Below are 22594 nucleotides of genomic sequence, written 5' to 3'. Positions count from 1 at the left end.
CGGTGCAGGGTTATGGGTCTCATCCGATTTCAGGGCGAGCCAAGGCCGGGATGCTCGGCCAAGCCAAAGAGGCCAAGAAGCATGTGATGCGCGCATTCAGCACAAAAGCCGCACGGATTTCATCCATACGGCTCTTCGTGCGTAATGGGCAGGCCACTCCTAAGTGCTGAAGCAAGCCGTGCCCCGCAAGCTGCTGGTGCCCGGGGCCCAGCATTTTTCAACGAGAGATGTGGAAGTGGTGCGGGCGGAGCAGGGCGGAGGCTGAAAGTTTGCGTCCTGGGCTTGCCGGGACGCCATGCAGAAGTTCAGTCCACCTTGGCGCCAGAGTCCTTCACCAGTTTGCCCCAGCGGGGAATGTCCTCGCGAATCATCTTGGCGAATTGCTCTGGTGTGCTGGTGGCCACGTCGGCGCCTTGTTCGCCCAGCTTCTTGTCCAGTTCCGCATCCTTCAAAGCCTTGTTCAGATCGCCGTTGAGCTTGGCCACAACGTCTTTGGGCATGTTCGCCGGGCCGAGAATGCCAAACCAGGTGATGGACTCAAAACCTTTGTAGCCAGATTCGGCGATGGTCGAGACTTCCTTGATGTCGTCGACCCGCTGCGGCGAGGTGACCGCGAGTGGTCGCATCTTGCCGGACTTGATGTGGCCCAGCAGCGTGGGAATTGTGGAGACGTAGAGTTGCACTTGCCCGCTGATGACATCGGTCGCGCCCTGAGCGGCCCCCTTGTAGGGGATGTGGGTCATCTGTATGCCCGCCACCTTCTGGAACGACTCCATCGCCAGGTGAGACACCGTGCCGTTGCCGGAGGTCGCGAAGTTGATGAAGGTAGGTTTTTCCTTGGCGGCCTTCACCACATCTGCAAGTGTCTTGTAGGGGGAGTTCGCACCCGTCACGATCACCAGGGGTGACGTGGCGACCAGGCCCACCGGGGTCAAGTCCTTGAGCGGGTCGTAAGGCAGCTTGGGATACAGGGTGGGGTTGATGGCCAGGTTGCTTGTCTGGCCCATCACCAGGGTGTAGCCATCGGGTGCAGCTTTGGCGACCGTGTCCACACCGAGGTTGCCGCCCGATCCCGGCTTGTTTTCCACAACAAAGGTGTAGCCGGATGCGATCAGCTTGTTGCTGACCTCTCGGGTAATCATGTCCGTGCCGCCGCCAGCGGGGAACGGAACAATCAGGCGAATCGGTTTGCCAGTAGGCCAAGCCTGGGCCTGAGCAAGTGAAGAAAATAGGCAAATGACCAAGCCGGAAATCGCGGCGCGACGGAATAGCTGCATGAGTTGTCTCCTTTTAGAAGGACGTATCTCGTCCCTTGGTGTCGACTGTAGAGCTGGGTTGCATGCCATACAATGGCGTTCCGCAGAATGAACCGGGGTGCAATATGCGAAACAAGGAAGAAGACTCGGATTCGGAACCCAGCGGCGGGGTGATTGCGGTCACACGCGCGCTGTCACTGATGGAGGCGTTCGAGGTCGGGGAAGCATCCCTTTCACTCGCCGAACTGAGCCGCCGCAGCGCAATGCACAAAACAACCGTTCTGCGCCTGGCAAGGACTCTGGCGTTGTCCCACTACATGGTGCAGACGGACGACGGACAGTGGCGATTGGGCCCCGCTGCCGGATGGTTGGGCGCGCGTTACCAATCCGGTTTCGATGTCAACAACGTGGTTGAACCGGCGCTCCACGAACTCGTCAAATTGACCGGCGAAAGTGCTTCGTTCTATGTCCGCGAAGGCAATATCCGTTCTTGTGTGGCGCGGGTAGAGGGACCTCAATCGGTCAGACACAATGTGCGCATAGGCGAACGGCTGCCGTTGGACAAGGGCGCGCCGGGCCGGGTCATCCTGGCTTTCAGTGGGGCCAAGGGCGAGCCCTACGAGGGCATACGAACGCGCGGATTTCACATCTCTTTGGGGGAGCGGGAGGCCGAAGTTTCCAGCGTGGCCGCGCCGGTATTCCGCACCAACTGGAACCTCCTGGGTTCCATGTGCATCTCCGGCCCTAGCTCACGCTTGACCAAGGCCAAGCTTGAGAAACATGCCAAGAGTGTGGTCCATGCCGCGAACCAGCTTTCCTACGCACTGGCTGGCAGTCGCTCCTCCGCCACACCAGCGGTGGTCTCGCGCTGGCATCCTTGACCGGGCGGGTCTAGCGTTTCGCCAGCGGCAGGCCGGGCGCACTCATCGTCGCGCGCAGCACCTGCCCGTGGGTCGAGTCGGTGACGAACAAGGTTTGCCTATCCGTTCCGCCGAACGCCAGATTGGTGGTGGAGGCCCCTGTCGGGCCGCGCAGCACTTCTACCGGCTCGCCCCGGGTGTTGAGCACCCAGACATAACCCAGTCCCGGGTTGGCCACCAGCAGGCGGCCTTGTGCATCGACCGCGAGCCCGTCCGGGCCGCTGGGTCCATACGACGTAAAAAACTGCCCGACTTTGGCCACGCTACCGTCGGCCAGCAGCGGCACGCGCCAAACGCAGTTTCCGCGCGTCGCCGCCAGGTAGAGCAGCTTGCCGTCTGGCGACAAGGCCAGCCCATTCGGGCTGGGCACGTTGTCCAGCAGCAGGTCAAGCCGGCCGTCGCGGCCCAGGCGAAAGAGGCGGCCCGTGGGGTCGTGCAGTCCGGTCTGTCCCTGGTCGGTGAAATAGAGATTGCCAGCGCCGTCGAAAATCAAATCGTTCACGCCCTTGAAGCGCTCGCTGTTGCGGCGCTCCAGGAAGGGGCGGACTTCGCCACTCACCACGTCCAACTGCATCAAGCCGTTCTTGTAGTCGGTGATCAGTAGCGTCTTCTGGTCCAGGAACTTCATGCCATTGGGCTCGCCGTCGTACTCGGCCATTTGTGTCCACCGACCGCCCGCATCAATGCGGAACACCCGGCCCCAAGGAATGTCGCAGACATAGAGATTGCCAAGCTCGTCCACCACAGGGCCTTCGAGGAAGGAATCGGTGGGCGCGCCACCTCGGTTGGCCTCGGCCCAAACGCTTCGCTCGGGACGTCGCAGGTGCGTTGGCATGGCGCTGAAAAGCTCAAGCTCGCGTACTTGGGGGGGCTGGAGAAGAAACATGTTTTGAGTTCCTGTGGGCGCATAGCTGCGCCGTGTTCATGTCTAAGAAAATCCGTACAGTGCTTGGGCGTTGTCCACCAGGATGCGGGCCATCGTAGCCGCATCGTCTTCGCACCAGCTGGCCAGCAGGTCCACCAGGGCCGCGTCATCCACCGTATCCTGCGGCTGGGTGGTGTGCGGCCAGTCGCTGCCCCATATCAAGCGCGACGGGGCGGCTTGCACCAGGGCCTGGCCGAGGGGAACAACATCCGCGTATGACGGGTGACCAACGGCCGAACGCATGTACGCACCAGACAGCTTGACCCAGGTTTTGCCGCTTGCAAGCAAGCGCTCGAGCACACGGAATGCCGGCGCCTGTGCACCTTCGGCGGGATCGAAGTGGCCCATGTGGTCTATGACCAGGGGGGCCGGCAGACGAGTGAGAAGTGGCTCCAGCTCAAGCAGTTGCTGCGGGCTGGCGAACACCTGGATGTGCAAGCCCAACGCAGCCGCCTTGGCCGCAAGTGTTGCCAGCATCGCCGGGGTTGTGCTTCCCCAGAACTGCGGCGTCACAAAGTTGACCCTCAGCCCTCGCACACCTTGCCGCACCAGTTCTTCGAGTTGTGCTTCAGAAACATCGGCGCCGACAACCGCAACACCGCGCGCCCGGTCACCGAGTTGCGCCAACGCGTCCAGCATGCAGCTGTTGTTGCTGCCGTAGGTGGACGGGGTGACGACCACCGCCCGCGAAGTGCCGAGCCGCTCCTGCAGAAGCCGGTATGCGGCGACGGGGGCGTTAGGCGGCTGCCGCGTCCAGTGTGGCGAAGCCGCGAAGCGCGGGTCAAAGATGTGCATGTGAGCGTCGCACGCCAACGCTGGGAGTGGGCGCGCGGGTCTGGCAGTGCCACGCGAGTGGGGAGCAGGCGCAAGCATTTCAGTCGGGCTTGATGTCACCCGTGCGAATCACCTCGCTCCACTTGCTGTCTTCCTTCTTGAGGAAGCTGGCGAACTCGGCCGCCGTGGAGCCTACGGGCTGGGCACCCAGGTCTTTCAGGCGCTGCTGCACTTCGTCTTCCTTGAGCACCTCGACAACCGTTTTCTGAAGCTTTTCAGCGATGTCCTTGGGTGTCTTGGCCGGCAGCAGCATGCCGTTCCATTCGTAGGCCTCGTAGCCCGGCACCACCGTTTCGGCCACGGTGGGCACGTCGGGCAGGCGCGGTGAACGCTGGGGCGACGACACGGCCAGGGCACGAAGCTTGCCCGAGCTGATCAGGGGGTAGGTTGCGGCAACCGTGCCAAACATGAAATCGATCTGGCCACCCATCACGTCGGTGATGGCCGGGCCGCCGCTTTTGTAGGGCACATGCAACATGTCCAGTTGCAGTTTCTGCCGGAAGAGCTCGGACGCCAGTCGCTGCACGGTGCCACTGCCACCGGATGCGAAGTTGAGCTTGCCTGGCTCCTTCTTGGCCTTGGCCACCAGGTCATTAACCGTCTTGAACGGCGAATCAACCTTGACGATGAGCGCATTCGGGGCCAGCAGCACCAGCGACAAGGGTTGCAGCGCGTCGGCCGGGAAAGGCATCTTGGGGAACAGATGCGGATTGATGGAGTATGGCGTTGCGTCGTACAGCACCGTGTAGCCGTCGGGCTGTGCCTTGGCAACGTAGGCCGCGCCAATGGTGCCACTGGCGCCCGCACGGTTGTCCACGATGACGCTGGTGCCCAGCTTGGCACCCATACGGGCGGCGACAAGGCGCGCCACAGCATCGGCCGCGCCGCCTGGGGCGTAGGGCACCACAATGGTGATGGGGCGTTCTGGATAAGCGGCATGCGCCGTTATGGCGACGCAGGCGAGGGCGGCCAAGGCGATGCGGCGGGACATGCGGCGGGGGAAGGAAAGCTTGAAGGATGTCATATCTGTCTCGGTGTCTCGTTGGGTGTTTGTGATTTCTCTAAAGGCTTATTCGGCTTTGAGGTCCAGTACGCGCGCCAGCTTGGTGTAGGCCTGCACTTCGCGCTGAAGTTGTGCGCCAAAGCTTCGGCCACAAGTGTTTTGCGGCTCCATGCCGAGGCTGCGCAGCTTGTCCAGTGTTCCCGGCGCCTGTACGAAGGCCTGCGCGGCTTTTTCCAGGCTCGCCACAATGGCGGCGGGTGTATTGGCCGGGGCCAGCAGCCCGTACCAGGCGTCAGCGCGGTAGTTCGCCACACCCGCCTCATCGAAGGTCGGCACATTGGGCAGAAGGGCCGAGCGCTGAGCTGCGGCCACGGCCAGCGCCGTCAGCCTGCCGGACTGCACCTGCGGCAGGACTGACCCCAGGCTTGCAAAGGAGCTTTCGAGTTGGCCGCCCATCAGGTCGGTCACCGCTTGAGCGGCCCCTTTGTAGGGGATGTGGTTCATAGCCGTGCCCGTGAGCCGGGTGAATTGCTCGCTGGCAAAGTGGCCAGAGCTGCCCGTACCCGGGGTGCCGTAGGTGATTCTTCCGGGCTGTGCTTTCACCTGTTGCAGGAAAGCGGCCAGTGTTGGCGTCTTCAGCGCAGGGCCGACCACCAGCACGGTGGGGCTGATGGCGACGGTGCAAATGGGCGCAAATGAGCGCACCGCATCGAACTTGATACGCGCGCTATACAGCGCCGGAATCATGGTGTGGTTGGTGGCACCGACCAGCAAGGTATACCCGTCGGGTGCCGCACCCGCCACCGCTTCTGCGGCAAGAATGGTGTTGGCACCGGGTTTGTTCTCGACGATGAAGGCTTGGCCCAGCGTACGCGTGGCGAAATCGGCAAAGGCGCGCGCCACCACGTCGGTCGGGCCGCCCGCCGAAAAGCCCACCACCAGGCGCACGGGCTTGGATGGGTAGGCCGCCTGGGCCTGAGCTGGCCAATGGATGTGGACCAGGGCGAGTGCGGCCAGCACCGTGGTGCGTTTGGCGCGCTTGGCAAGTTTCAGCGACTGAGAGGTATGCATGGTTTGTCTCCTCGTTTGTTCTCGTCGGGCAGGCCTAGGCCGCGACAGCCTGCTTCTCGATGACGGCCAGCAGGTTCTTGGCTGCTGCTATCCCCATGTTGACGTAGGCATCGCTGGTCACGCCGCCGATGTGCGGGCTCAGCAGAATGCGCGGCTCGGCGTGGAAGGGATGGTCTGGTGTCATGGGTTCGACGGCGAAGCTGTCCAGGCCGGCGCTGCGGACTTGTCCAGATTGCACGGCCGCAAGCAGCGCCGCTTCGTCTATGAGTCCGCCACGGGCGGTGTTCACCACGATGACGCCAGGCTTGCATTGGGCAAGCGTTTGTGCGTTGAGCAGTCCGCGGTTTTCGTCGGTCAGCGGGCAATGTAATGAAATGACATCGGCATCGCGCCAGATCTCATCCAGCGTCGACGGTTTGATAGTCGCGGGCAAGCCCTTGGCAAAGGGGTCGAAGCCAAGGATCTTCATCTCCAGCGCGTCGGCCATCCTCGCAAAGCGTTGGCCAATGGCGCCAAGGCCAACCAGGCCGACGGTGCGGCCACCGAGCTCCAGGCTCTTGTGTGTCGCCTTGTCCCAGTGGCCGGCACGCATGCGTGCATCAAGCGCCACCACCGACTTGGCACAAGCCAGCATCAACGCCAGGGCCTGTTCTGCGACTGCGGCCGCATTGGCACCTGCCGCCGCCACCACGTCGATGCCGCGTGCCTGCGCCGCAATCTTGTCAATGGTGTCGGTACCGCTGCCGTGTTTGGAGATGACTTTCAGCGACGGCGCCGCGCCCATGATGGCGGCAGTCACTTTGCCGTAGCGCACGATGATGGCCGCCGGGTCGTGTGTCTTGCAAAGCGCAATCAGGTCGGCCTCGGTCGGCGTTTTGCCGGCGTAAACGACTTCATAAGCCTGCAACAGTTGGAGAGCTTGGGGCGCCAGGTCCGCGCCGGTGACCAGAACCTTGTTCACAGCGACTCTCCTTCCTTCAGCACGCCTGCGGCGCGCAGGGCCGCAGGCAGCCACTTGGAAGCGGTGTCACCGCGCGAAATGGCCTCCAGGCGAGCGGCTTCGTCGGCCACCTTTTTCTCGGCGAGCGCCAGCATCCCCGGGGCTTTGGCACGCTCGATGACCACCACGCCATCGGCGTCGCCCACCACCAGGTCGCCCGGATGCACTGTCGCCCCACCAGCGGAAATCGGGTGGTTGATGCGGCCGGGAATGAACTTGGTTGGCCCCGCCGGATTAAAGCCCGCGCTGAACACCGGAAAGTCCAGCTCCAGCAGTTCCAGCTTGTCGCGAATCGAGCCGTCGACGATGACGCCGGCCAGGCCCTGCTTCTTGCAGGCGCTGAGCATCAGCGTGCCCATCAGGGCGGCAGTCTGGTCGCCCTTGCCATCAATCACCAGCACGTCGCCCGGTTTGGCGAGCGCGATGGCCGCGTGGATCATCAGGTTGTCACCGGGCCTAACCTCGACGGTGAATGCCGGGCCTGCAACCACCATGCTGTGATGCACCGGTGCGATGCGCGCGCTCATGGTGCCGCGGCGGCCTGCCACGTCGGCGAGGATGGCCGCTTGGTAGGTGGACGCTTTGGCGACGACATCAGCGGCGACACGTTCGAATTCGCGAATGATTTCGGGGAGTTGGCTCATGGCTTCTTTCTTGAGGTGTGAGAGGTGAGAGTGGGCGGGCCGAGGCTCAGGTCGGCCTTGAGGTTTTGGTTCCGGTGGGGGACGCCTGGGCGGTATGAGGCTGATGGCCGGTGGAACAGGGGCGTGCCGTGTGCGCAGCAGTGGCTTGAGGCCCCGGTGCGCCACGGGGTGCCGCAAAACCGTCGACCTGGCCCATACCGGCCAAGCCGTCTAGGCCTGGCTGGATGCCAAAAAATCGATAGGGGCCGTGGCCGCTGTCCACAAACATCTACATGTCTCCGCTTCGCGCCCTCCGTCTGGGGTGGAGGGTTGGACGGACTGTAGGTCAGCGTTCCACAGGTCACAATGATGGTTCATTTAGTGAAACGCATGGCGCCGTGCGAAACGACGGCTTCAGCCACGGCGATTGGCCGGCGATTGGCCGCGCGTGGAGCTGGCTCGCGCTCTTCCACCAACGCTTAGAAATTCGAATGAGTCAATCAAAAGGCCGGCTGGAGATGGCGGTTTTGGCCGAATGACTGCTGTCGGTTGGGCGGCTGCTTTTGCGGTGGGCCCGGCAGGGCAGCCGGCTCGATCGACTATCCACAGCGGCTGCGAGCACAGCAAGCAAACAAGAACAGGGCGCAAATAGCCCCCATCGCAGGCGAGAGTCCGCTGCGTGCGCTACTGGAGGGAGTGAGTGAAGAAATGCGGGATGACGTCCCACATGAAGCAGCCGCTAAGGCTGCATTTCGCGCCATGCTTGACGCGTTTCCACCGGAAACAGACGAAGACCCAGAGGTTGTTGCCCGCCGATGGCGGAAGCGGTGAGATTCGAACTCACGGATCCTTTCGGACCGCCGGTTTTCAAGACCGGTGCAATCGACCACTCTGCCACGCTTCCTAGCCCACTATTCTAACCTTGAGTAGGGCTCGATTTCGGGTGTTGCGGTTCAGGCGGCCTGCAGCATGCCCTTGGTTTCAAGGAAGTGGATGACTTCCTCAAGCCCGGTCAGAGTTTTAAGGTTGGTCATGACAAACGGTTTCAGCCCCTGGGCGTTGGTGCGCATGCGCCGCGTGTCGGCTTCCATCACCGCCAGATCGGCGCCGACGTGGGGCGCGAGATCGGTTTTGTTGATGACGAACAGATCGCTTTTGGTGATGCCGGGGCCACCTTTGCGCGGGATCTTTTCGCCGGCGGCAACGTCGATCACGTAGATGGTGAGGTCGCTGAGTTCGGGGCTGAAGGTGGCGGCCAGGTTGTCGCCGCCGCTCTCGACAAACACCACGTCGGCGTTGGGAAAGTCGGCCAGCATGCGGTCTATGGCTTCGAGGTTGATGGACGCGTCTTCACGGATGGCCGTGTGTGGGCAGCCGCCGGTTTCCACGCCCATGATGCGCTCGGCGGGCAGGGCGCCGCTCACGGTCAGCAGGCGCTGGTCTTCCTTGGTGTAGATGTCGTTGGTGATGGCGATCAGGTCGTATTTGTCGCGCATGGCCTTGCACAGCATCTCCAGCAAGGTGGTTTTGCCCGAGCCAACGGGGCCGCCGATGCCAACACGCAGCGGGGGCAGTTTTTTGGTGCGATGGGGGATGTGGTGGAGTGCGGACATGATGAAAAAATTATGAGCGAAAGAGGCGGGAGTATTGGGTTTCGTGCTGGGCCGACAGGATGGCCCACATGGGTGAAAAAGCCTGGCGATCGTCTTCTGGCAAGGCCATGCCTTGTTGCACGGCGTCGGGAATCGCGGTGGCCAAGCGCGCCAGGATGCGCTGGCCGGCACTCTGGCCCAGGGGCACGGCCTTGATGGCCGACTGCGTCATGTTCTCGGCCCAGCCAAAGGTGAAAGCCAGCAGGCCGTCGCGCACATTGGCCTGGGTGCCCGCCACGGCCAGCGCAAAAGCGATGGGGTAGCTGGGGTTGAAGCTGGCGCAGATGGCAATCTGCTCCGGGCTGGCGGTGTGGTGGTTGCGCAGCCATTCGAGCAGCGAACGGCCCATTTGCTCGGTCTGGGCGCGCAATTCGCTGGTTTCGCGCGTGCTGAGCACCCAGGTGTTGAGTTGCCGCAGCACTGCCACGTCGTGACTACGCCAAGCGTCGATGGCTTGCGCCATGACCGACAAATCGCTGCGCACTAGCGTCAACTGCAACTGGTCGACCAGCCAATCGGCGGCGCTGTGTTCGTCGTGCACAAAGCCGGCTTCGACTGCGGCTTCCAGGCCTTCAGAGTACGAAAAACCGCCGACGGGCAGTGCGGGGGACGCCAGCCAGATGAGTTGCAGCAGGCTGGCAGGCTGTAGCGACGCAGGCGTTTGTGTATCCGTGTCAGGCATCAGTGTGAATGGCCGTGATCGTGGCCACACCCTGGGCCGTGAACATGGCCGTGGTGGTCTTCGTGTGTATGCTCATGATGGGTGTGTGAATGGCCATGGCCATGCGCCGCACCACCGCCATCGCCATAAGCACCGCTCTCCGGCTCAAACGGCTGCGCGGCTTCGTTGACGATCAGGTGCATGGCGCGCAGCATGTCGGCGAGCACATGGTCGGGTTCGATCTTCAGGTGGTCGGGCTTGAGCTCGATCGGCACGTGCCGGTTGCCCAGGTGGTAGGCGGCACGGACCAGGTCGAATGGCGAGCCGTGCTCGCTGCACGGCGTGATGACCAGTACCGGCTGCGGCGCGGCCACCACTTTGACGAACGAACCGTCTTCGGCCACCAGCACATCGCCGCCGCGCACCACGGTGCCGCGTGGCAAAAAGATGCCGAGTTGCCGGCCTTGTGAGTCGGTGGCGTCGAAGCGGCTTTTCTGCCGCACGTCCCAATCCAGTTCGACCGTGGCGGCACGTTTGAGTAACACCGAGGCCAAGCCTTGGCCTTGCGGAATGCGTTTGGAAACTTGCAGCATGAAATCAGAATAAAAAGTAGCGTTGCGCCATGGGCAACTTGGTGGCCGGCTCGCAGGTGAGCAACTGGCCGTCGGCACGCACAGTGTAAGTTTGCGCGTCGATTTCCATCTTGGGCAAATAACTGTTGTGCACCATGTGTTGCTTGCGCACCTGGCGCACGTTCTTCACGGCGCTGAGGGACTTGCGCAGGCCAAAGCGTTCGCCGATATTGGCATTCAAGCCGGCTTGCGACACAAAGGTCAACGAGCCGCGCGCCAAAGAGCCGCCAAACGCGCCGAACATCGGCCGGTAGTGCACTGGCTGTGGCGTGGGGATGGACGCATTCGGGTCGCCCATGGCGGCCATGGCGATGCTGCCACCCTTCAAAATCAGCGCTGGCTTGACGCCAAAAAACGCGGGTTTCCAGATCACCAGGTCGGCCCATTTGCCCACCTCGATGCTGCCCACCTCGTGGCTGATGCCATGCGCAATCGCCGGGTTGATGGTGTATTTGGCGATGTAGCGTTTGGCGCGGAAGTTGTCGTGGCGGCTGCTGTCTTCGGGTAGCGTGCCGCGCTGCTGCTTCATCTTGTCTGCGGTTTGCCAGGTGCGCAAAATCACCTCGCCCACACGGCCCATGGCCTGCGAGTCGCTGGACATCATGCTGATGGCGCCCATGTCGTGCAGTATGTCTTCGGCGGCAATGGTTTCCTTGCGGATGCGGCTCTCGGCAAAGGCCAGGTCTTCGGCAATGGCCGGGTCGAGGTGGTGGCACACCATCAACATGTCGACGTGTTCGTCGAGTGTGTTCACGGTGTAGGGCATGGTGGGGTTGGTGCTGGACGGCAAGAAGTTGGCCTCGCCCACGACACGCAAGATGTCGGGGGCGTGGCCGCCGCCCGCGCCTTCGGTGTGGAAGGCACACAGGCCACGGCCCTTGGTCGCGGCCATGGTGTCTTCGACGAAGCCGCTTTCGTTCAGCGTGTCCGAGTGGATGGCGACCTGGGTGTCGGTCTCGTCCGCCACGTCCAGGCAGTTGCTGATGGCCGAAGGCGTGGTGCCCCAGTCTTCGTGCAGCTTCAGGCCTATGACACCGGCGTTGATTTGTTCGTGCAGCGCATCGGGCAGGCTGGCGTTGCCCTTGCCCAAAAAGCCGAGGTTCATGGGGAAGGCATCTGCGGCTTGCAGCATGCGTTCGATGTTCCATGGGCCGGGTGTGCAGGTGGTGGCAAAGGTGCCGGTGGCCGGGCCGGTGCCGCCGCCGAGCATGGTGGTCACGCCCGAGGCCAGGGCTTCTTCAATCTGCTGTGGGCAGATGAAGTGGATGTGGCTGTCGATGCCGCCAGCGGTGACGATGTTGCCTTCGCAACTGATGATCTCGGTGCCGGGGCCGATGACGATGTCCACGCCGGGCTGCACGTCGGGGTTGCCGGCCTTGCCTATGGCCACGATGCGCCCGCCCATCAGGCCTATGTCGGCCTTGACTATGCCCCAGTGGTCGAGGATCAGTGCGTTGGTCAACACACAATCTGCGGCGCCTTGGGCGTTGGTGATCTGCGACTGCGCCATGCCGTCGCGAATGGTTTTGCCGCCGCCAAACTTCACCTCTTCACCATACGCGCCGGCGCGCAAGGTGTAGTCGGCCTCGACTTCAATCATCAGATTGGTGTCAGCCAGGCGCAGCCGGTCGCCCACGGTGGGGCCAAAGATTTCCGCGTAGGCGCGGCGTCCTATAGTCGCCATTTTTAGAGCTTCCCTTGTACTTGGCCACGGAAACCGTAGACGGTGCGTGCGCCGGAATAGTCCACCAATTCAACCGTGCGTTGCTGGCCGGGCTCGAAGCGCACGGCCGAGCCCGAGGCGATGTTCAAGCGCATGCCTTGTGCGGCGGCGCGGTCAAAGCCGAGTGCGGCATTGGTTTCGGCAAAGTGGTAGTGCGAGCCAACTTGAATCGGCCGGTCGGCGGTGTTTTGCACCACCAGTGTGAGCGTGCGCCGGTCGGTGTTGAGCGGATGCTCGCCTTCGTCAATCAACAATTCACCTGGAATCATGGCGCCGCTCCCTCAGACCATTTGCAGCAAGAACACACCGCCCAGCAGCGTGATGGCGGCACCGGTGGCGCGCGGCCACCATTGGCTGCGCGTGCGCAGCGCCAGGCCCAGTGCCACGCCCGTAAGGTGCAGGGCGATGGTGCTCAGCAGCATGCCGGCCAAGGGTCCGAACACGCTGGGGCCACCGGCCAATTCAGCACCGTGGGCCACGCCGTGGAACAGCGCAAACCCACCCACCAAACCGGCGGCCAGGGCGGCCGGCATACGCGTTTGTGTGGCCAGCATCAGGCCCAGCACCAGCAGCGAGGCGGCAATCATGGGCTCCACGGCTGGCATGTTGATACCGGCCAGCCCTATCAACGCGCCGACCAGCAGCATGCCGGCAAAGGCCAGCGGTGCGGTCCACACGCGGCGCGCGCTCAGGGCACTCCACAGGCCTACGGCCAGCATGGCCGCCAGGTGGTCCAGGCCGGTCAGCGGGTGCAGCAGGCCATCCATGAAGGCGATGTGGGTGTGGGCCCCAACATCAGCACCTGTATGGGCCACGGCGCCCGTGGTTGCTGCGGTAGCAGCTAGCAAAATGAGAGCTTTTAGGGACTTGCCAAACATGAAGAGTTCTCCAAAAAAATATCGTTGTTAATGGCGCCACTGCCGGTTTCACAACACCGTGAAAGCGGCTTTGCCGGGCCGCCGGTGTTGCCCCCTGCAAGGGGGGAGGAGGCCACACGCAGTGGGCAAGCCTGGGGGTGTTTCACACTATCGGTTGGTGAACCGTGACGAGCTTGGTGCCGTCGGGGAAGGTCGCCTCGACCTGGATGTCCGGAATCATTTCGGCAATGCCGTCCATCACGTCCGCGCGGGTCAGCACGCTGCGGCCTTCGCTCATCAGCGTGGCCACGGTTTTGCCGTCGCGCGCACCCTCCATCACGGCCGCCGAGATCAGCGCCACCGCTTCGGGGTAGTTGAGTTTGAGGCCGCGTGCCTTGCGCCGCTCGGCCAACAGGGCGGCGGTGAAGATCAGCAGCTTGTCTTTTTCGCGTGGAGTCAGTTCCATGTGTTCCTAGGCCGGTGTGATTGCTATCTTTTTATTCTGACGCAATACCCGTGCCCAAACCAGTCGTTGGCAAAGGTCTCTCAATTCCGGCCGATACGCTGTCCCAGCTCGGTGTGCGCTGGGCTTTTCGGAAACATCGCGGAACTGGCTCTGCCAGGCCGCAGATGTTGCCCCCTGCAAGGGGGTTGGCGCAGCGACACGCAGTGCGCGAAGACTGGGGGTGTACCTTTTATTCGATGGCATGAAAGCTGCACCTGTATGGGGTGCATACCCCACTTGTCACCGGCGCCACAACCGCCGCAGAACCCACAGCCGAGCGGCCCGCGCTGGTCGATGCGCCGCAGCAGGTGGTGAAGATACGCCGCGACTACAACAGTTGGGTGGCCAGCGAGACCATGGAAGACTACGCGCTGCGTTTCACCGCCCAGCGCTCGCGGCGCTGGTCGGAATGGCGTGTGGCCAACACTGCGTTTGGCGCGGCCTCGTTCCTGATTCTGGAAGCCGTAGGCGCCACGCTGCTGGTGCAATACGGCTTTGTCAACGCCTTCTGGGCCATTCTGGCCACCGGGCTGATCATCTTTCTGGCCGGCCTGCCCATCAGCATCTACGCCGCGCGCTACGGCGTGGACATGGACCTGCTCACGCGCGGCGCGGGTTTTGGCTACATAGGCTCGACACTTACGTCGCTGATCTACGCCTCGTTCACCTTCATCTTCTTCGCACTAGAGGCGGCGGTCATGGCCTATGCGCTGGACCTGGCGCTGGGCATTCCGCCGGCCTGGGGTTATCTGATCTGCGCGGTGGTGGTGATCCCCTTGGTGACCTACGGTGTGTCCGTCATCAGCCGGCTGCAGGTGTGGACGCAGCCGATCTGGCTGGTGATGCTGATCGTGCCGTTTGTCTACGTAGGCATGCGCGATCCCGGTGCGTTCTCTGAGGTTTTGCACTATGTTGGTGATAGATCCAGAACCAGTGGCTTTGATTTGCTTTCATTTGGTGCATCGTTGACCGTAGGTATTGCGCTGATTACCCAAATGGGGGAGCAGGCCGACTACCTTCGCTTCATGCCGGTGCGCACCGAGGCGACCAAGGGCCGCTGGTGGCTGGGTGTGCTGGCGGGTGGGCCAGGCTGGGTGATTCTGGGCGTGTTGAAGATGCTGGGTGGCGCCTTGTTGGCCTACCTGGCCATCAGCCGCATGGTGCCGATTGAACGCGCGGTAGACCCGAACCAGATGTACCTTGCGGCCTACGAATATGTGTTTCCCAAATACGGTTGGGCGGTGGCGGCCACGGCCATCTTTGTGGTGTTGTCGCAGTTGAAGATCAACGTCACCAACGCCTATGCGGGCTCGCTGGCCTGGTCTAACTTCTTCTCGCGCATCACCCACAGCCACCCGGGGCGTGTGGTGTGGGTGCTGTTCAACACACTCATCGCCTTCATGCTGATGGAGATGAACGTGTTCGAGGCGCTGGGCGATGTGCTGGGGCTTTATTCCAATGTCGCCATCGCCTGGATGATGGCCGTGGTGGCCGATCTGGTGATCAACAAACCCCTGGGTTTGTCGCCGCCGGGCATAGAGTTCAAGCGCGCCTATCTGTATGACGTCAACCCCGTGGGCGTGGGCGCCATGGGCTTGGCGTCTACCCTGTCCGTGTTGTCGTACCTGGGCTTTTTTGGCGCCGGTGCGCAGGCGTTCTCGGCGCTGATTGCGCTGGGCACGGCCTTGGTGGCCTCGCCGCTGATCGCCTGGTGGACCAAGGGGCGCTACTACATCGCACGCGGGCCGCAGGTCGATTGGCTTGAGCATTCTGCGCATGCGGCGCAGGCTGTTGCCGCGCGCGAAGAGGGGCGCAATCTGCGCGAAGTGCTGCAACGCTGCGTGATCTGTGAACGCAGCTACGAAGGGCCAGACATGGCCCAATGCCCCGCCTACAAAGGCCCGATCTGCTCGCTGTGCTGCACGCTGGATGCGCGCTGCGGCGACCTGTGCAAACCACACGCCGCACTTGCCGTGCAATGGGCGGCCACGCTGCGCTGGTTGTTGCCCCGGCGCATCTGGCCCTACCTCGACACCGGTCTGGGCCACTTTCTGTTGCTGATGCTGGTGGTGGTGCCGCTGCTGGCCACGGTGTTTGGCCTGCTGTACTTTCAGGAGCTGCGCTCGCTGGCTACCGTGGTGGCCAATGTAGACATTCTGGATGCGCTGGGCGACGCCTTGCGTGCCGGTTTCATGAAGGCCTATATGGCGCTGCTGGTGGGCGCGGGCATCGTCGCCTGGTGGCTGGTGCTGGCGCACAACAGCCGGCAGGTGGCGCAGGAAGAGTCGAACCGGCAAACCCATTTGCTGCAGCGCGAAATTGAACTCCACCGCCAGACCGACCAGGCCCTGCAAGACGCCCGCCTGGCGGCCGATCGCGCACGGCTTGCCGCCGACCAGGCCAACCAGGCCAAGAGCCGCTACATCAGCGCCATCAGCCACGAGCTGCGCACGCCGCTCAACAGCATCCTGGGTTATGCACAACTCATGGGGCAGGACAGCAGCGTGCCGCCGCACCGCCAGCAGGCCGTGAGTGTGATTCGCCGCGGCGGCGAGCACTTGTTGTCGCTGATCGAGGGCACGCTGGACATCGCCTACATCGAAAGTGGCAAGCTCACGCTCAACGTCAAGCCCATGCGTTTTGCCGACACCATGCACGAGATGTGCGACATGTTTGAATCGCAGGCGCGCGCCAAGGGGCTGGTGTTTGAGTTCGAACCCAAGGACGTGTTGCCCGAGGTGGTGCGCGCCGATGAAAAACGGGTGCGGCAGATTCTCATCAACCTGCTGGGCAACGCCATCAAGTTCACCAGCCAGGGCTCGGTGCGGCTGCGTGTGCAATACGCGCGCGAGCTGGCGTTGATCGAAATTGAAGACTCCGGTCCGGGCATGTCGACGCAAGAGCTGGCGGGCATTTTTGAGCCGTTTGCACGCGGCAGTGCGAGTGCGCAATCCGGTAGCGGAGCGGGTGGCGCAGGTTTGGGGCTGACGATTGCCAAGATGCTGACCGACCTGATGGGGGGCGAGATGACGGTGGCCAGCACGCCCGGTGTGGGTTCGGTGTTCCGCATCAAACTCTTTTTGCCGGAGTTGCACCCGGGCACGATTGGCCCGCGTTTGTCGGCATCAGCGCCCCAGCCGCCCCGGGGCGGCTACCTGGGTGAACGGCGCAGCGTGCTGGTGGTCGACAACGAAGAGCCCGACCGCGAACTGCTGGTGCAGTTGCTGGCGCCGCTAGGTTTTGAGTTGCGCACCGCCGCCAGCGGCCACGACGCGCTGGACTTGCTGGCCGCCGGTGTGCGGCCCGATGTGGTGCTGATGGATCTGGCCATGCCCGGCATAGACGGCTGGGAAACCATACGCCGCCTGCGTGCTGCAGGCCTGACCGAAGCCCGCGTTGCCATCGTCTCGGCCAACGCGTTTGATAAGGCCTTGGAGAACGACGTGGGCATTCGCCCGGAAGATTTCCTTGTGAAACCCGTACGCCACAGCGAGTTGCTCGACTGGCTGGAGCGCCGCCTTGGCCTGCAGTGGACGCAGGAGGCCGTCCCTCAAGAAGAGGCTGCGGCGCCAAGCCCTGCAGCGCGTGAAGTGACCCGTGTATGGCCCGCCGCCGAGCGCCTGCAGGCCCTGAGCGAAGCCGTGCAGTTGGGCTACTACCGTGGTGTGCTCAACAACCTCGGCGCGATTGAGGCGGCGCAGCCCGAGTGTGCGGCGCTGGTGCATGAACTGCGCGAACTGGCGAGACAATTCCAGTTCGAAACCATTGCCCGCCTGCTGGCCGAGGCGTCCCCCCAATCCACGGCCTAGCGCTAACCTATGTTTGTTGCCACCATGCCAGCCCCTGCACCCGCTCCAGCCACCGACGCCCTGGACCGCGCCAACAACGACGTGGTGCTGATCGTCGACGACGTGCCCGACAACCTGGCCGTGCTGCACGATGCCCTGGACGAATCGGGCTACACCGTGCTGGTGGCCACCAACGGCGAGACGGCGCTGCAGCGCGCCGCCCAGGCCCTGCCCGACATCGTGTTGCTGGACGCCATGATGCCCGGCATGGACGGCTTTGAAGTCGCGCGCCGCCTGAAGGCCCAGCCCAGCACCGCCGCCATTCCCATCATCTTCATGACCGGCCTGACCGAGACCGAACATCTGGTTGCCGCGCTGGAGGCCGGTGGTGTGGACTACGTGACCAAACCCATCAAACCCAAGGAAGTGTTGGCGCGTATGAACGTGCACCTGCAGGGCGCGCGCCGCGCGCGCCAGGAGGTGCGCCAGGCCGGCCAGGCGCGCAACGCACTTGATGCCTTTGGTTACGCCAGCATCACCGTGCGTGCCAGCGACGGCAAGCTGATGTGGCAAACCCCGCTGGCGCGCGACCTGCTGCGCCGCTATTTCGGTCCACCCGCGCCGCATCTGCAGAACTTTGCGCCGCCGCAGGTCACGGAATGGCTGCAACACACGCTGCCGCTGTTGGCCACCCAGGCCTCGCCGCAAACCGAGCCACCGCGCCTGGCGGTAGAGCAGGGCGCACAACGCCTGAGCTTCAGGCTGCACCAGCAGACCGGCGACAGCGAAGGCGGCGGCGACTGGCTGATCGTGATGCGCGAGGTGTCGGATGCCGCGGTGGTTGAAGCCATGAGCCTGAGCTTCAAACTCACCGCACGCGAAGCCGAGGTGTTGTACTGGGTGGTCAAGGGCAAAACCAACCGCGACATCGGCGACATCCTGGGCAGCAGCCCGGCGACGGTGAAGAAACACCTGGAACGTGTCTATGTGAAGCTGGGGGTGGAAACACGCACGGCGGCGGCGGGCATGGCGATTGGCCGGATCCGGCAATTACATCCGCAGTTTGAGGTCTGAGGCCGCGCGCCGCGCACGGTTACAGTTCTGGCCCATGATGAACCAGCGCATGACTTCCTTGTCCGAACTGCAACCCCCACAGTTGTCCCCTGGCCTTGTGGCCGTTACCGGCGATGAAGGCACGGGCAAGACGCAGCTACTGCGCCGCCTTGGCAGCGCAGCGTCGGCCCTGTGGCTGGACCTGTCGCTGCCGGGGCAGGGCGAGGCAACACCGGAGCAGTTCTGGGATGCCGTCCGCCAGCAGTGCCCCGCCTGGAGCGCGCCATTGCAGCAGGACCTGGCGCAAGCCTTGGACTTGTCCCGGCACCTGGGCAAAAAGCTGTCCATGCTGTCTACCGGCAGCAGGCGCAAGGTTGCCTTGGTGGCGCTGCTGGCCAGCGGCGCGACGCTCACCTGCCTGGACCAACCCTATGCGGCTCTGGACGCCGCCTCGGTGCGGGTGCTGCGCGAGTTTCTCAGCGACGTGGCCGATCACCCGACGCGGACTTGGCTGGTAGCAGACTATGTGGCTGACACTCAGTTGCCCTGGCGGCAGCAGTTCGCATTGCCCTGAATCCAGGCGCCGAGAGGGACTTGGGCAGCCTTGCCTTAGCCCACCGCCCACGGCGCCTCGGCAAAATGCTGCGCCAGGTACTCGATCAGCGCCTGCACCCGGGCCGGGCGTGCGCGGCCCGGCGGGGTGACGATGTGCAGGGCAATCGGCGGCACGCTCCAGTCGTCCAGCGTGGACTGAATCTTTCCGGCGCGCAGGTCGTCCCAGGCCAGAAACTCGGGCTGCATGGCCAGCCCCAGACCCGCGCGCAAGGCCGGCACCAGCGCCTCGGCATTGTTCACACGCATTAGCGACGGCACCACCTGCGAAAACTCGCCTTTGCGCTTGTGCCGAAAGCGCCACGACTCGCCCACGCGGCTGTGCACGTAGCGCAGCGCGCGGTGTGATTCGAGTTCGCGCGGGTGGGTGGGGTGCCCATAACGCTCGAAATACGCCGGCGCCCCGACCAGCAAGATGCGCACGGTGCACAAGCGGCGCGCCAACAGGCTGGAATCGGGCAGCGCCGAGATGCGCAGCGCCAGATCAAAGCCCTGTGCCACCACATCGGTTTGCTCGTCGCTGAAGTGCAGATCCAGCGTGACCTCCGGGTGCCTCTCCATGAACTGCGGCAACGCCGGCCCCAGGTGTGAGACACCAAACGACATCGGCGCGGCGATGCGTATGCTGCCGCGCAGGCTCTTGGAATGCTCGGTCAGCTCGGCCTCCACCGCCTCGCCTTCGCTGAGTATGCGCGAGGCGCGTTCCAGCGAGGCCTGGCCGCTGGCGGTCAGCGACATCTTGCGCGAGGTGCGGTGGAACAGCGTGGTGCGCAGCCTAGCCTCGAGGCGGGTGATGGCCTTGGAGATGGTGGGCTGCGAGATCGCCAGGTCGGCCGCCGCCTTGGCAAAAGAACCGGTCTCGGCGACCTTGGCAAAGATCGCCCAGGCTTCCAGGTCAGGCAGTTTCTTCATGAATGTTTTGGAATGGATGGATTTCGATATTTTCTATTCTCTTATTGATCGCCACAACTTAAAGTTCACCCATCGCAACACAAACACGGTGCAAACCGCAGGAGCAACAGCATGATTGAACGCAGACCTTTCGAGCAACTCGGTGGTGACAACCACGGCTGGCTGGATGCCAAACACCACTTCTCGTTTGCCGACTACCGCGACCCGGCCCGTATGGGCTGGGGTGCGCTGCGGGTGTGGAACGACGACACCATTGCGCCCGGCACCGGCTTTCCGCCACATGCCCATGCCGACATGGAAATCATCACCTATGTGCGTGAAGGCGCGATCACCCACCAGGACAACCTGGGCAACAGCGGCCGCACCGAAGCCGGCGACGTGCAGGTGATGAGTGCAGGCAGCGGCATCCGCCACTCCGAATACAACCAGGAGCGCGGCACCACCAAGATCTTCCAGATCTGGATCATTCCAGACGGCCGTGGCCAGCCACCATCATGGGGCGCCAAGCCTTTTCCCAAGGGCGACCGCTCGGGCCAGTTTGTCGCCTTGGCCAGCGGTTTGCCTGGGGACACGGAGGCGCTGCCCATCCGCACCAACGCCCGGGTGTTGGGCGCGACGCTGAAGGCCGGTGAATCGACCGAGTACCAGCTTGGCAAGGAACGGCTGGGTTATCTGGTCGCGGCCAGCGGTGATGTGGAAATCGACGGTGTGCGCCTGGCGGCGCGGGATGGCGCGGCGATTGCCGATGTAGAGACGTTCCGCGTCACGGCCACGTCTGACGCCGAACTGGTATTTGTCGACACCGCAGCCTAACGACGCTGCCCCCCTGGTCCACTATTTTTAATCAACGAGGTAATTCAAAATGACACAAGCCAAACTCGAAGTCCTGACCCCCCAAAACAGCCAACTGATCTTCATCGACCACCAGCCGCAAATGGCCTTTGGCGTGCAGTCGATTGACCGCCAGGTGCTGAAGAACAACACGGTGGGCCTGGCCAAGGCGGCCAAGGCTTTCAATATTCCGACCACCATCACCACGGTGGAAAGCCAGTCGTTCTCGGGCTACACCTACCCCGAGTTGTTGGATGTGTTCCCGGGTCAAGCGGTGCTGGAGCGCACCTCTATGAATTCGTGGGACGACCAGAAGGTGCGCGATGCCCTGGCGGCCAACCAACGCAAAAAGGTCATCGTGGCCGGCCTTTGGACCGAAGTCTGCAACACCACCTTCGCGCTCTCGGCCATGCTCGAAGGTGACTACGAAATCTACATGGTGGCCGATGCCTCAGGCGGCACCAGCAAGGAAGCGCACGACATGGCGATGCAACGCATGGTGCAGGCCGGCGTTGTGCCCGTGACCTGGCAGCAGGTCCTGCTGGAATGGCAGCGCGACTGGGCGCACCGCGACACCTATGACGCTGTGATGGCCATCGTCAAGGAGCACTCGGGCGCCTATGGCATGGGGGTGGATTACGCCTACACCATGGTGCACAAGGCACCGCAGCGTACCCAACAAGCCTACAAAGCGATTGAGCCGGTGCCAGCTCAGCGCTGAGTTGGCGACAGCAGACTGCCTCGGCCTCAACGCAAGACAGCGTTCCCATCACTCCGCGCCTGCAATGGCGCGGCCGGTTCGCCAGGCAGTTTGCCGTGGCCAAACATGTCGGCCAGGGCCTCGCGGTACTGGGCCTGGCCCAGGTCGTTGGTGTTGTGGTGTGAGCCACCTTCGACCAACACAAAGGCCTTGGGTTCTTGCGCGGCATCGAACAGTTTGCGGCCGAGTGCGGGCACGATCAGACTGTCGTTGGTGCCGTGCACAACCAACAGGGGAGAGCCAATCTTGCCGACCTTGGCCACCGATTCGAAGTGCTGTGTCAGCAAAGGTGAGATCGGCAGCCAGCCCCATTGCATGGTGCTGAACACGTCGATGATGGAGGTGAAGGTGCCTTCGACGATGGTGCCGGATTCGTCTTTCACCTTGGAGGCCAGGTCGATGGCGATGGCGCCGCCCAATGAGTGGCCGAAGATGTAGCGCGGCTGGTCCGGGTACTGCCTGGCCAGCCAGTCCCATGCGGCGCGTGCGTCTTCGTAGGCCATTTCTTCCGATGGCAGGCCAGGGGTGCTTTTGCCGAAGCCACGGTAGTCGATCGCCAGCACCGAGAAGCCTAGTTCCTGCATGCGTTTGATGCGCGGGGCCGAACCGGTGACGTTCCAGCGGGCGCCGTGCAGATACAGCAGCACGGGGGGCTGGCCTGCGGCCTGGCGGCTGGCGGTGGTCGGCCCTTCGTTCCAGCCGGCCTGGCCGGGTGTGGCGGGCAGCCACAAGCCATGCAGGCGCGCGGCTTGGCCGCTGGCACGTGAGTCGAAATCGATCCACACGTCTTGCATGTTGCGCGCCATCTCGGCCGAGGAGCCCCAGCTGCGGTCGCTGGGCTGGAAGATCCAGGTGCGCTGCTTTTCGTCCAACGTGGAGCAGCCCGCCAGAATGGCGAACGCAAGGGTGATGGAGGAAATGACGGGCCAGCGTTTCATGCAACAGTGTCAGTGGATTCCAAGGGGGTGAAAAAAGT

The 22594-nt window shown here is 63.3% G+C and carries 22 protein-coding genes and 1 tRNA gene; 6 read left to right on the top strand and 17 right to left on the bottom strand.

Going from position 1 to position 22594, the window contains the following annotated elements:
- Positions 1 to 305: 305 nt before the first annotated feature.
- Positions 306 to 1277 (bottom strand): Bug family tripartite tricarboxylate transporter substrate binding protein, encoded by a 972-nt coding sequence (locus tag ACFQ95_RS10105; protein WP_422830728.1) that lies wholly within the window; start codon positions 1275 to 1277, stop codon positions 306 to 308.
- 104 nt (positions 1278 to 1381) lie between these two features.
- On the opposite strand from ACFQ95_RS10105, the gene ACFQ95_RS10100 reads away from it, so the two are divergent.
- Entirely contained in the window at positions 1382 to 2137 is a 756-nt protein-coding gene (locus ACFQ95_RS10100) for an IclR family transcriptional regulator (RefSeq protein WP_422830727.1), read from the top strand.
- 10 nt (positions 2138 to 2147) lie between these two features.
- Here the strand turns inward: ACFQ95_RS10100 and ACFQ95_RS10095 are convergent, their stop codons facing one another.
- The 14 genes from ACFQ95_RS10095 to ACFQ95_RS10030 all read right to left on the bottom strand — a co-directional run bounded on the left by ACFQ95_RS10095 (position 2148) and on the right by ACFQ95_RS10030 (position 13623).
- The gene (locus ACFQ95_RS10095) at positions 2148 to 3062 is read right to left on the bottom strand and encodes an SMP-30/gluconolactonase/LRE family protein (RefSeq protein ID WP_422830726.1); all 915 of its coding nucleotides are present in this window, start codon (positions 3060 to 3062) and stop codon (positions 2148 to 2150) included.
- 42 nt (positions 3063 to 3104) lie between these two features.
- Positions 3105 to 3974 (bottom strand): amidohydrolase family protein, encoded by an 870-nt coding sequence (locus ACFQ95_RS10090; protein WP_422830725.1) that lies wholly within the window; start codon positions 3972 to 3974, stop codon positions 3105 to 3107.
- A 1-nt stretch (position 3975) separates the two neighbouring features.
- Entirely contained in the window at positions 3976 to 4926 is a 951-nt protein-coding gene (locus ACFQ95_RS10085; protein WP_422830724.1) for a Bug family tripartite tricarboxylate transporter substrate binding protein, read from the bottom strand.
- Positions 4927 to 5004: 78 nt separating this feature from the next.
- Positions 5005 to 6009, bottom strand: coding sequence for a Bug family tripartite tricarboxylate transporter substrate binding protein (locus tag ACFQ95_RS10080; protein WP_422830723.1), 1005 nt, complete (start codon positions 6007 to 6009; stop codon positions 5005 to 5007).
- Positions 6010 to 6043: 34 nt separating this feature from the next.
- The gene (locus ACFQ95_RS10075) at positions 6044 to 6970 is read right to left on the bottom strand and encodes a hydroxyacid dehydrogenase (protein ID WP_422830722.1); all 927 of its coding nucleotides are present in this window, start codon (positions 6968 to 6970) and stop codon (positions 6044 to 6046) included.
- Positions 6967 to 7653 (bottom strand): RraA family protein, encoded by a 687-nt coding sequence (locus ACFQ95_RS10070; protein ID WP_422830721.1) that lies wholly within the window; start codon positions 7651 to 7653, stop codon positions 6967 to 6969. Before ACFQ95_RS10070 ends, ACFQ95_RS10075 begins: the two co-directional genes overlap by 4 nt.
- 795 nt (positions 7654 to 8448) lie before the next feature.
- Positions 8449 to 8536: transfer RNA gene (locus ACFQ95_RS10065), tRNA-Ser, on the bottom strand.
- 49 nt (positions 8537 to 8585) lie between these two features.
- Positions 8586 to 9245 carry an urease accessory protein UreG gene (gene ureG, locus ACFQ95_RS10060; RefSeq protein WP_422830720.1) on the bottom strand — a complete coding sequence of 220 codons (660 nt, stop codon included), beginning with the start codon at positions 9243 to 9245 and terminating at the stop codon, positions 8586 to 8588.
- Positions 9246 to 9255: 10 nt separating this feature from the next.
- Positions 9256 to 9966 (bottom strand): urease accessory protein UreF, encoded by a 711-nt coding sequence (locus tag ACFQ95_RS10055; protein ID WP_422830719.1) that lies wholly within the window; start codon positions 9964 to 9966, stop codon positions 9256 to 9258.
- Positions 9966 to 10538: an urease accessory protein UreE gene (gene ureE / locus ACFQ95_RS10050; RefSeq protein WP_422830718.1), complete on the bottom strand. Its 573-nt coding sequence runs from the start codon at positions 10536 to 10538 to the stop codon at positions 9966 to 9968. The genes ACFQ95_RS10055 and ureE overlap by 1 nt, the downstream gene beginning before the upstream one ends.
- A gap of 4 nt (positions 10539 to 10542) precedes the next feature.
- Positions 10543 to 12261 carry an urease subunit alpha gene (ureC, locus tag ACFQ95_RS10045; protein ID WP_422830717.1) on the bottom strand — a complete coding sequence of 573 codons (1719 nt, stop codon included), beginning with the start codon at positions 12259 to 12261 and terminating at the stop codon, positions 10543 to 10545.
- 2 nt (positions 12262 to 12263) lie between these two features.
- On the bottom strand, positions 12264 to 12569 hold the full coding sequence (locus ACFQ95_RS10040) for an urease subunit beta (protein ID WP_422830716.1): 306 nt from the start codon (positions 12567 to 12569) through the stop codon (positions 12264 to 12266).
- 12 nt (positions 12570 to 12581) lie between these two features.
- Positions 12582 to 13178: a HupE/UreJ family protein gene (locus ACFQ95_RS10035; RefSeq protein ID WP_422830715.1), complete on the bottom strand. Its 597-nt coding sequence runs from the start codon at positions 13176 to 13178 to the stop codon at positions 12582 to 12584.
- A gap of 142 nt (positions 13179 to 13320) precedes the next feature.
- Positions 13321 to 13623, bottom strand: a complete 303-nt coding sequence (locus ACFQ95_RS10030; RefSeq protein ID WP_422830714.1) for an urease subunit gamma — start codon at positions 13621 to 13623, stop codon at positions 13321 to 13323.
- 263 nt (positions 13624 to 13886) lie between these two features.
- Here ACFQ95_RS10030 and ACFQ95_RS10025 point away from each other — a divergent pair, with 263 nt between their 5' ends.
- The 3 genes from ACFQ95_RS10025 to ACFQ95_RS10015 are packed head-to-tail and all read left to right on the top strand — an operon-like array spanning position 13887 to position 19077.
- On the top strand, positions 13887 to 17471 hold the full coding sequence (locus ACFQ95_RS10025; protein WP_422830713.1) for an ATP-binding protein: 3585 nt from the start codon (positions 13887 to 13889) through the stop codon (positions 17469 to 17471).
- Positions 17472 to 17495: 24 nt separating this feature from the next.
- Positions 17496 to 18524: a response regulator gene (locus tag ACFQ95_RS10020; protein ID WP_422830712.1), complete on the top strand. Its 1029-nt coding sequence runs from the start codon at positions 17496 to 17498 to the stop codon at positions 18522 to 18524.
- A 49-nt stretch (positions 18525 to 18573) separates the two neighbouring features.
- Positions 18574 to 19077 (top strand): hypothetical protein, encoded by a 504-nt coding sequence (locus ACFQ95_RS10015; protein ID WP_422830711.1) that lies wholly within the window; start codon positions 18574 to 18576, stop codon positions 19075 to 19077.
- Between the two features lie 35 nt (positions 19078 to 19112).
- Here the strand turns inward: ACFQ95_RS10015 and ACFQ95_RS10010 are convergent, their stop codons facing one another.
- On the bottom strand, positions 19113 to 20027 hold the full coding sequence (locus ACFQ95_RS10010; protein WP_422830710.1) for a LysR family transcriptional regulator: 915 nt from the start codon (positions 20025 to 20027) through the stop codon (positions 19113 to 19115).
- Positions 20028 to 20138: 111 nt separating this feature from the next.
- Between ACFQ95_RS10010 and ACFQ95_RS10005 the strand changes: the two genes are divergently transcribed.
- Together ACFQ95_RS10005 and ACFQ95_RS10000 are read left to right on the top strand one after the other, a co-directional pair.
- Positions 20139 to 20840, top strand: coding sequence for a pirin family protein (locus ACFQ95_RS10005; RefSeq protein WP_422830709.1), 702 nt, complete (start codon positions 20139 to 20141; stop codon positions 20838 to 20840).
- A gap of 49 nt (positions 20841 to 20889) precedes the next feature.
- Entirely contained in the window at positions 20890 to 21579 is a 690-nt protein-coding gene (locus tag ACFQ95_RS10000; protein WP_422830708.1) for a hydrolase, read from the top strand.
- A 26-nt stretch (positions 21580 to 21605) separates the two neighbouring features.
- On the opposite strand, the gene ACFQ95_RS09995 is transcribed toward ACFQ95_RS10000, so the two are convergent.
- Complete coding sequence (locus ACFQ95_RS09995) at positions 21606 to 22556, bottom strand: alpha/beta hydrolase (protein ID WP_422830707.1); 951 nt, start codon at positions 22554 to 22556, stop codon at positions 21606 to 21608.
- Positions 22557 to 22594: the final 38 nt, after the last annotated feature.

It is taken from the genome of Variovorax sp. HJSM1_2 (assembly GCF_049316285.1).
Taxonomy (GTDB): Bacteria; Pseudomonadota; Gammaproteobacteria; order Burkholderiales; family Burkholderiaceae_C; genus Rhodoferax_B.
This window is presented reverse-complemented; position numbering and strand designations above follow the sequence as displayed.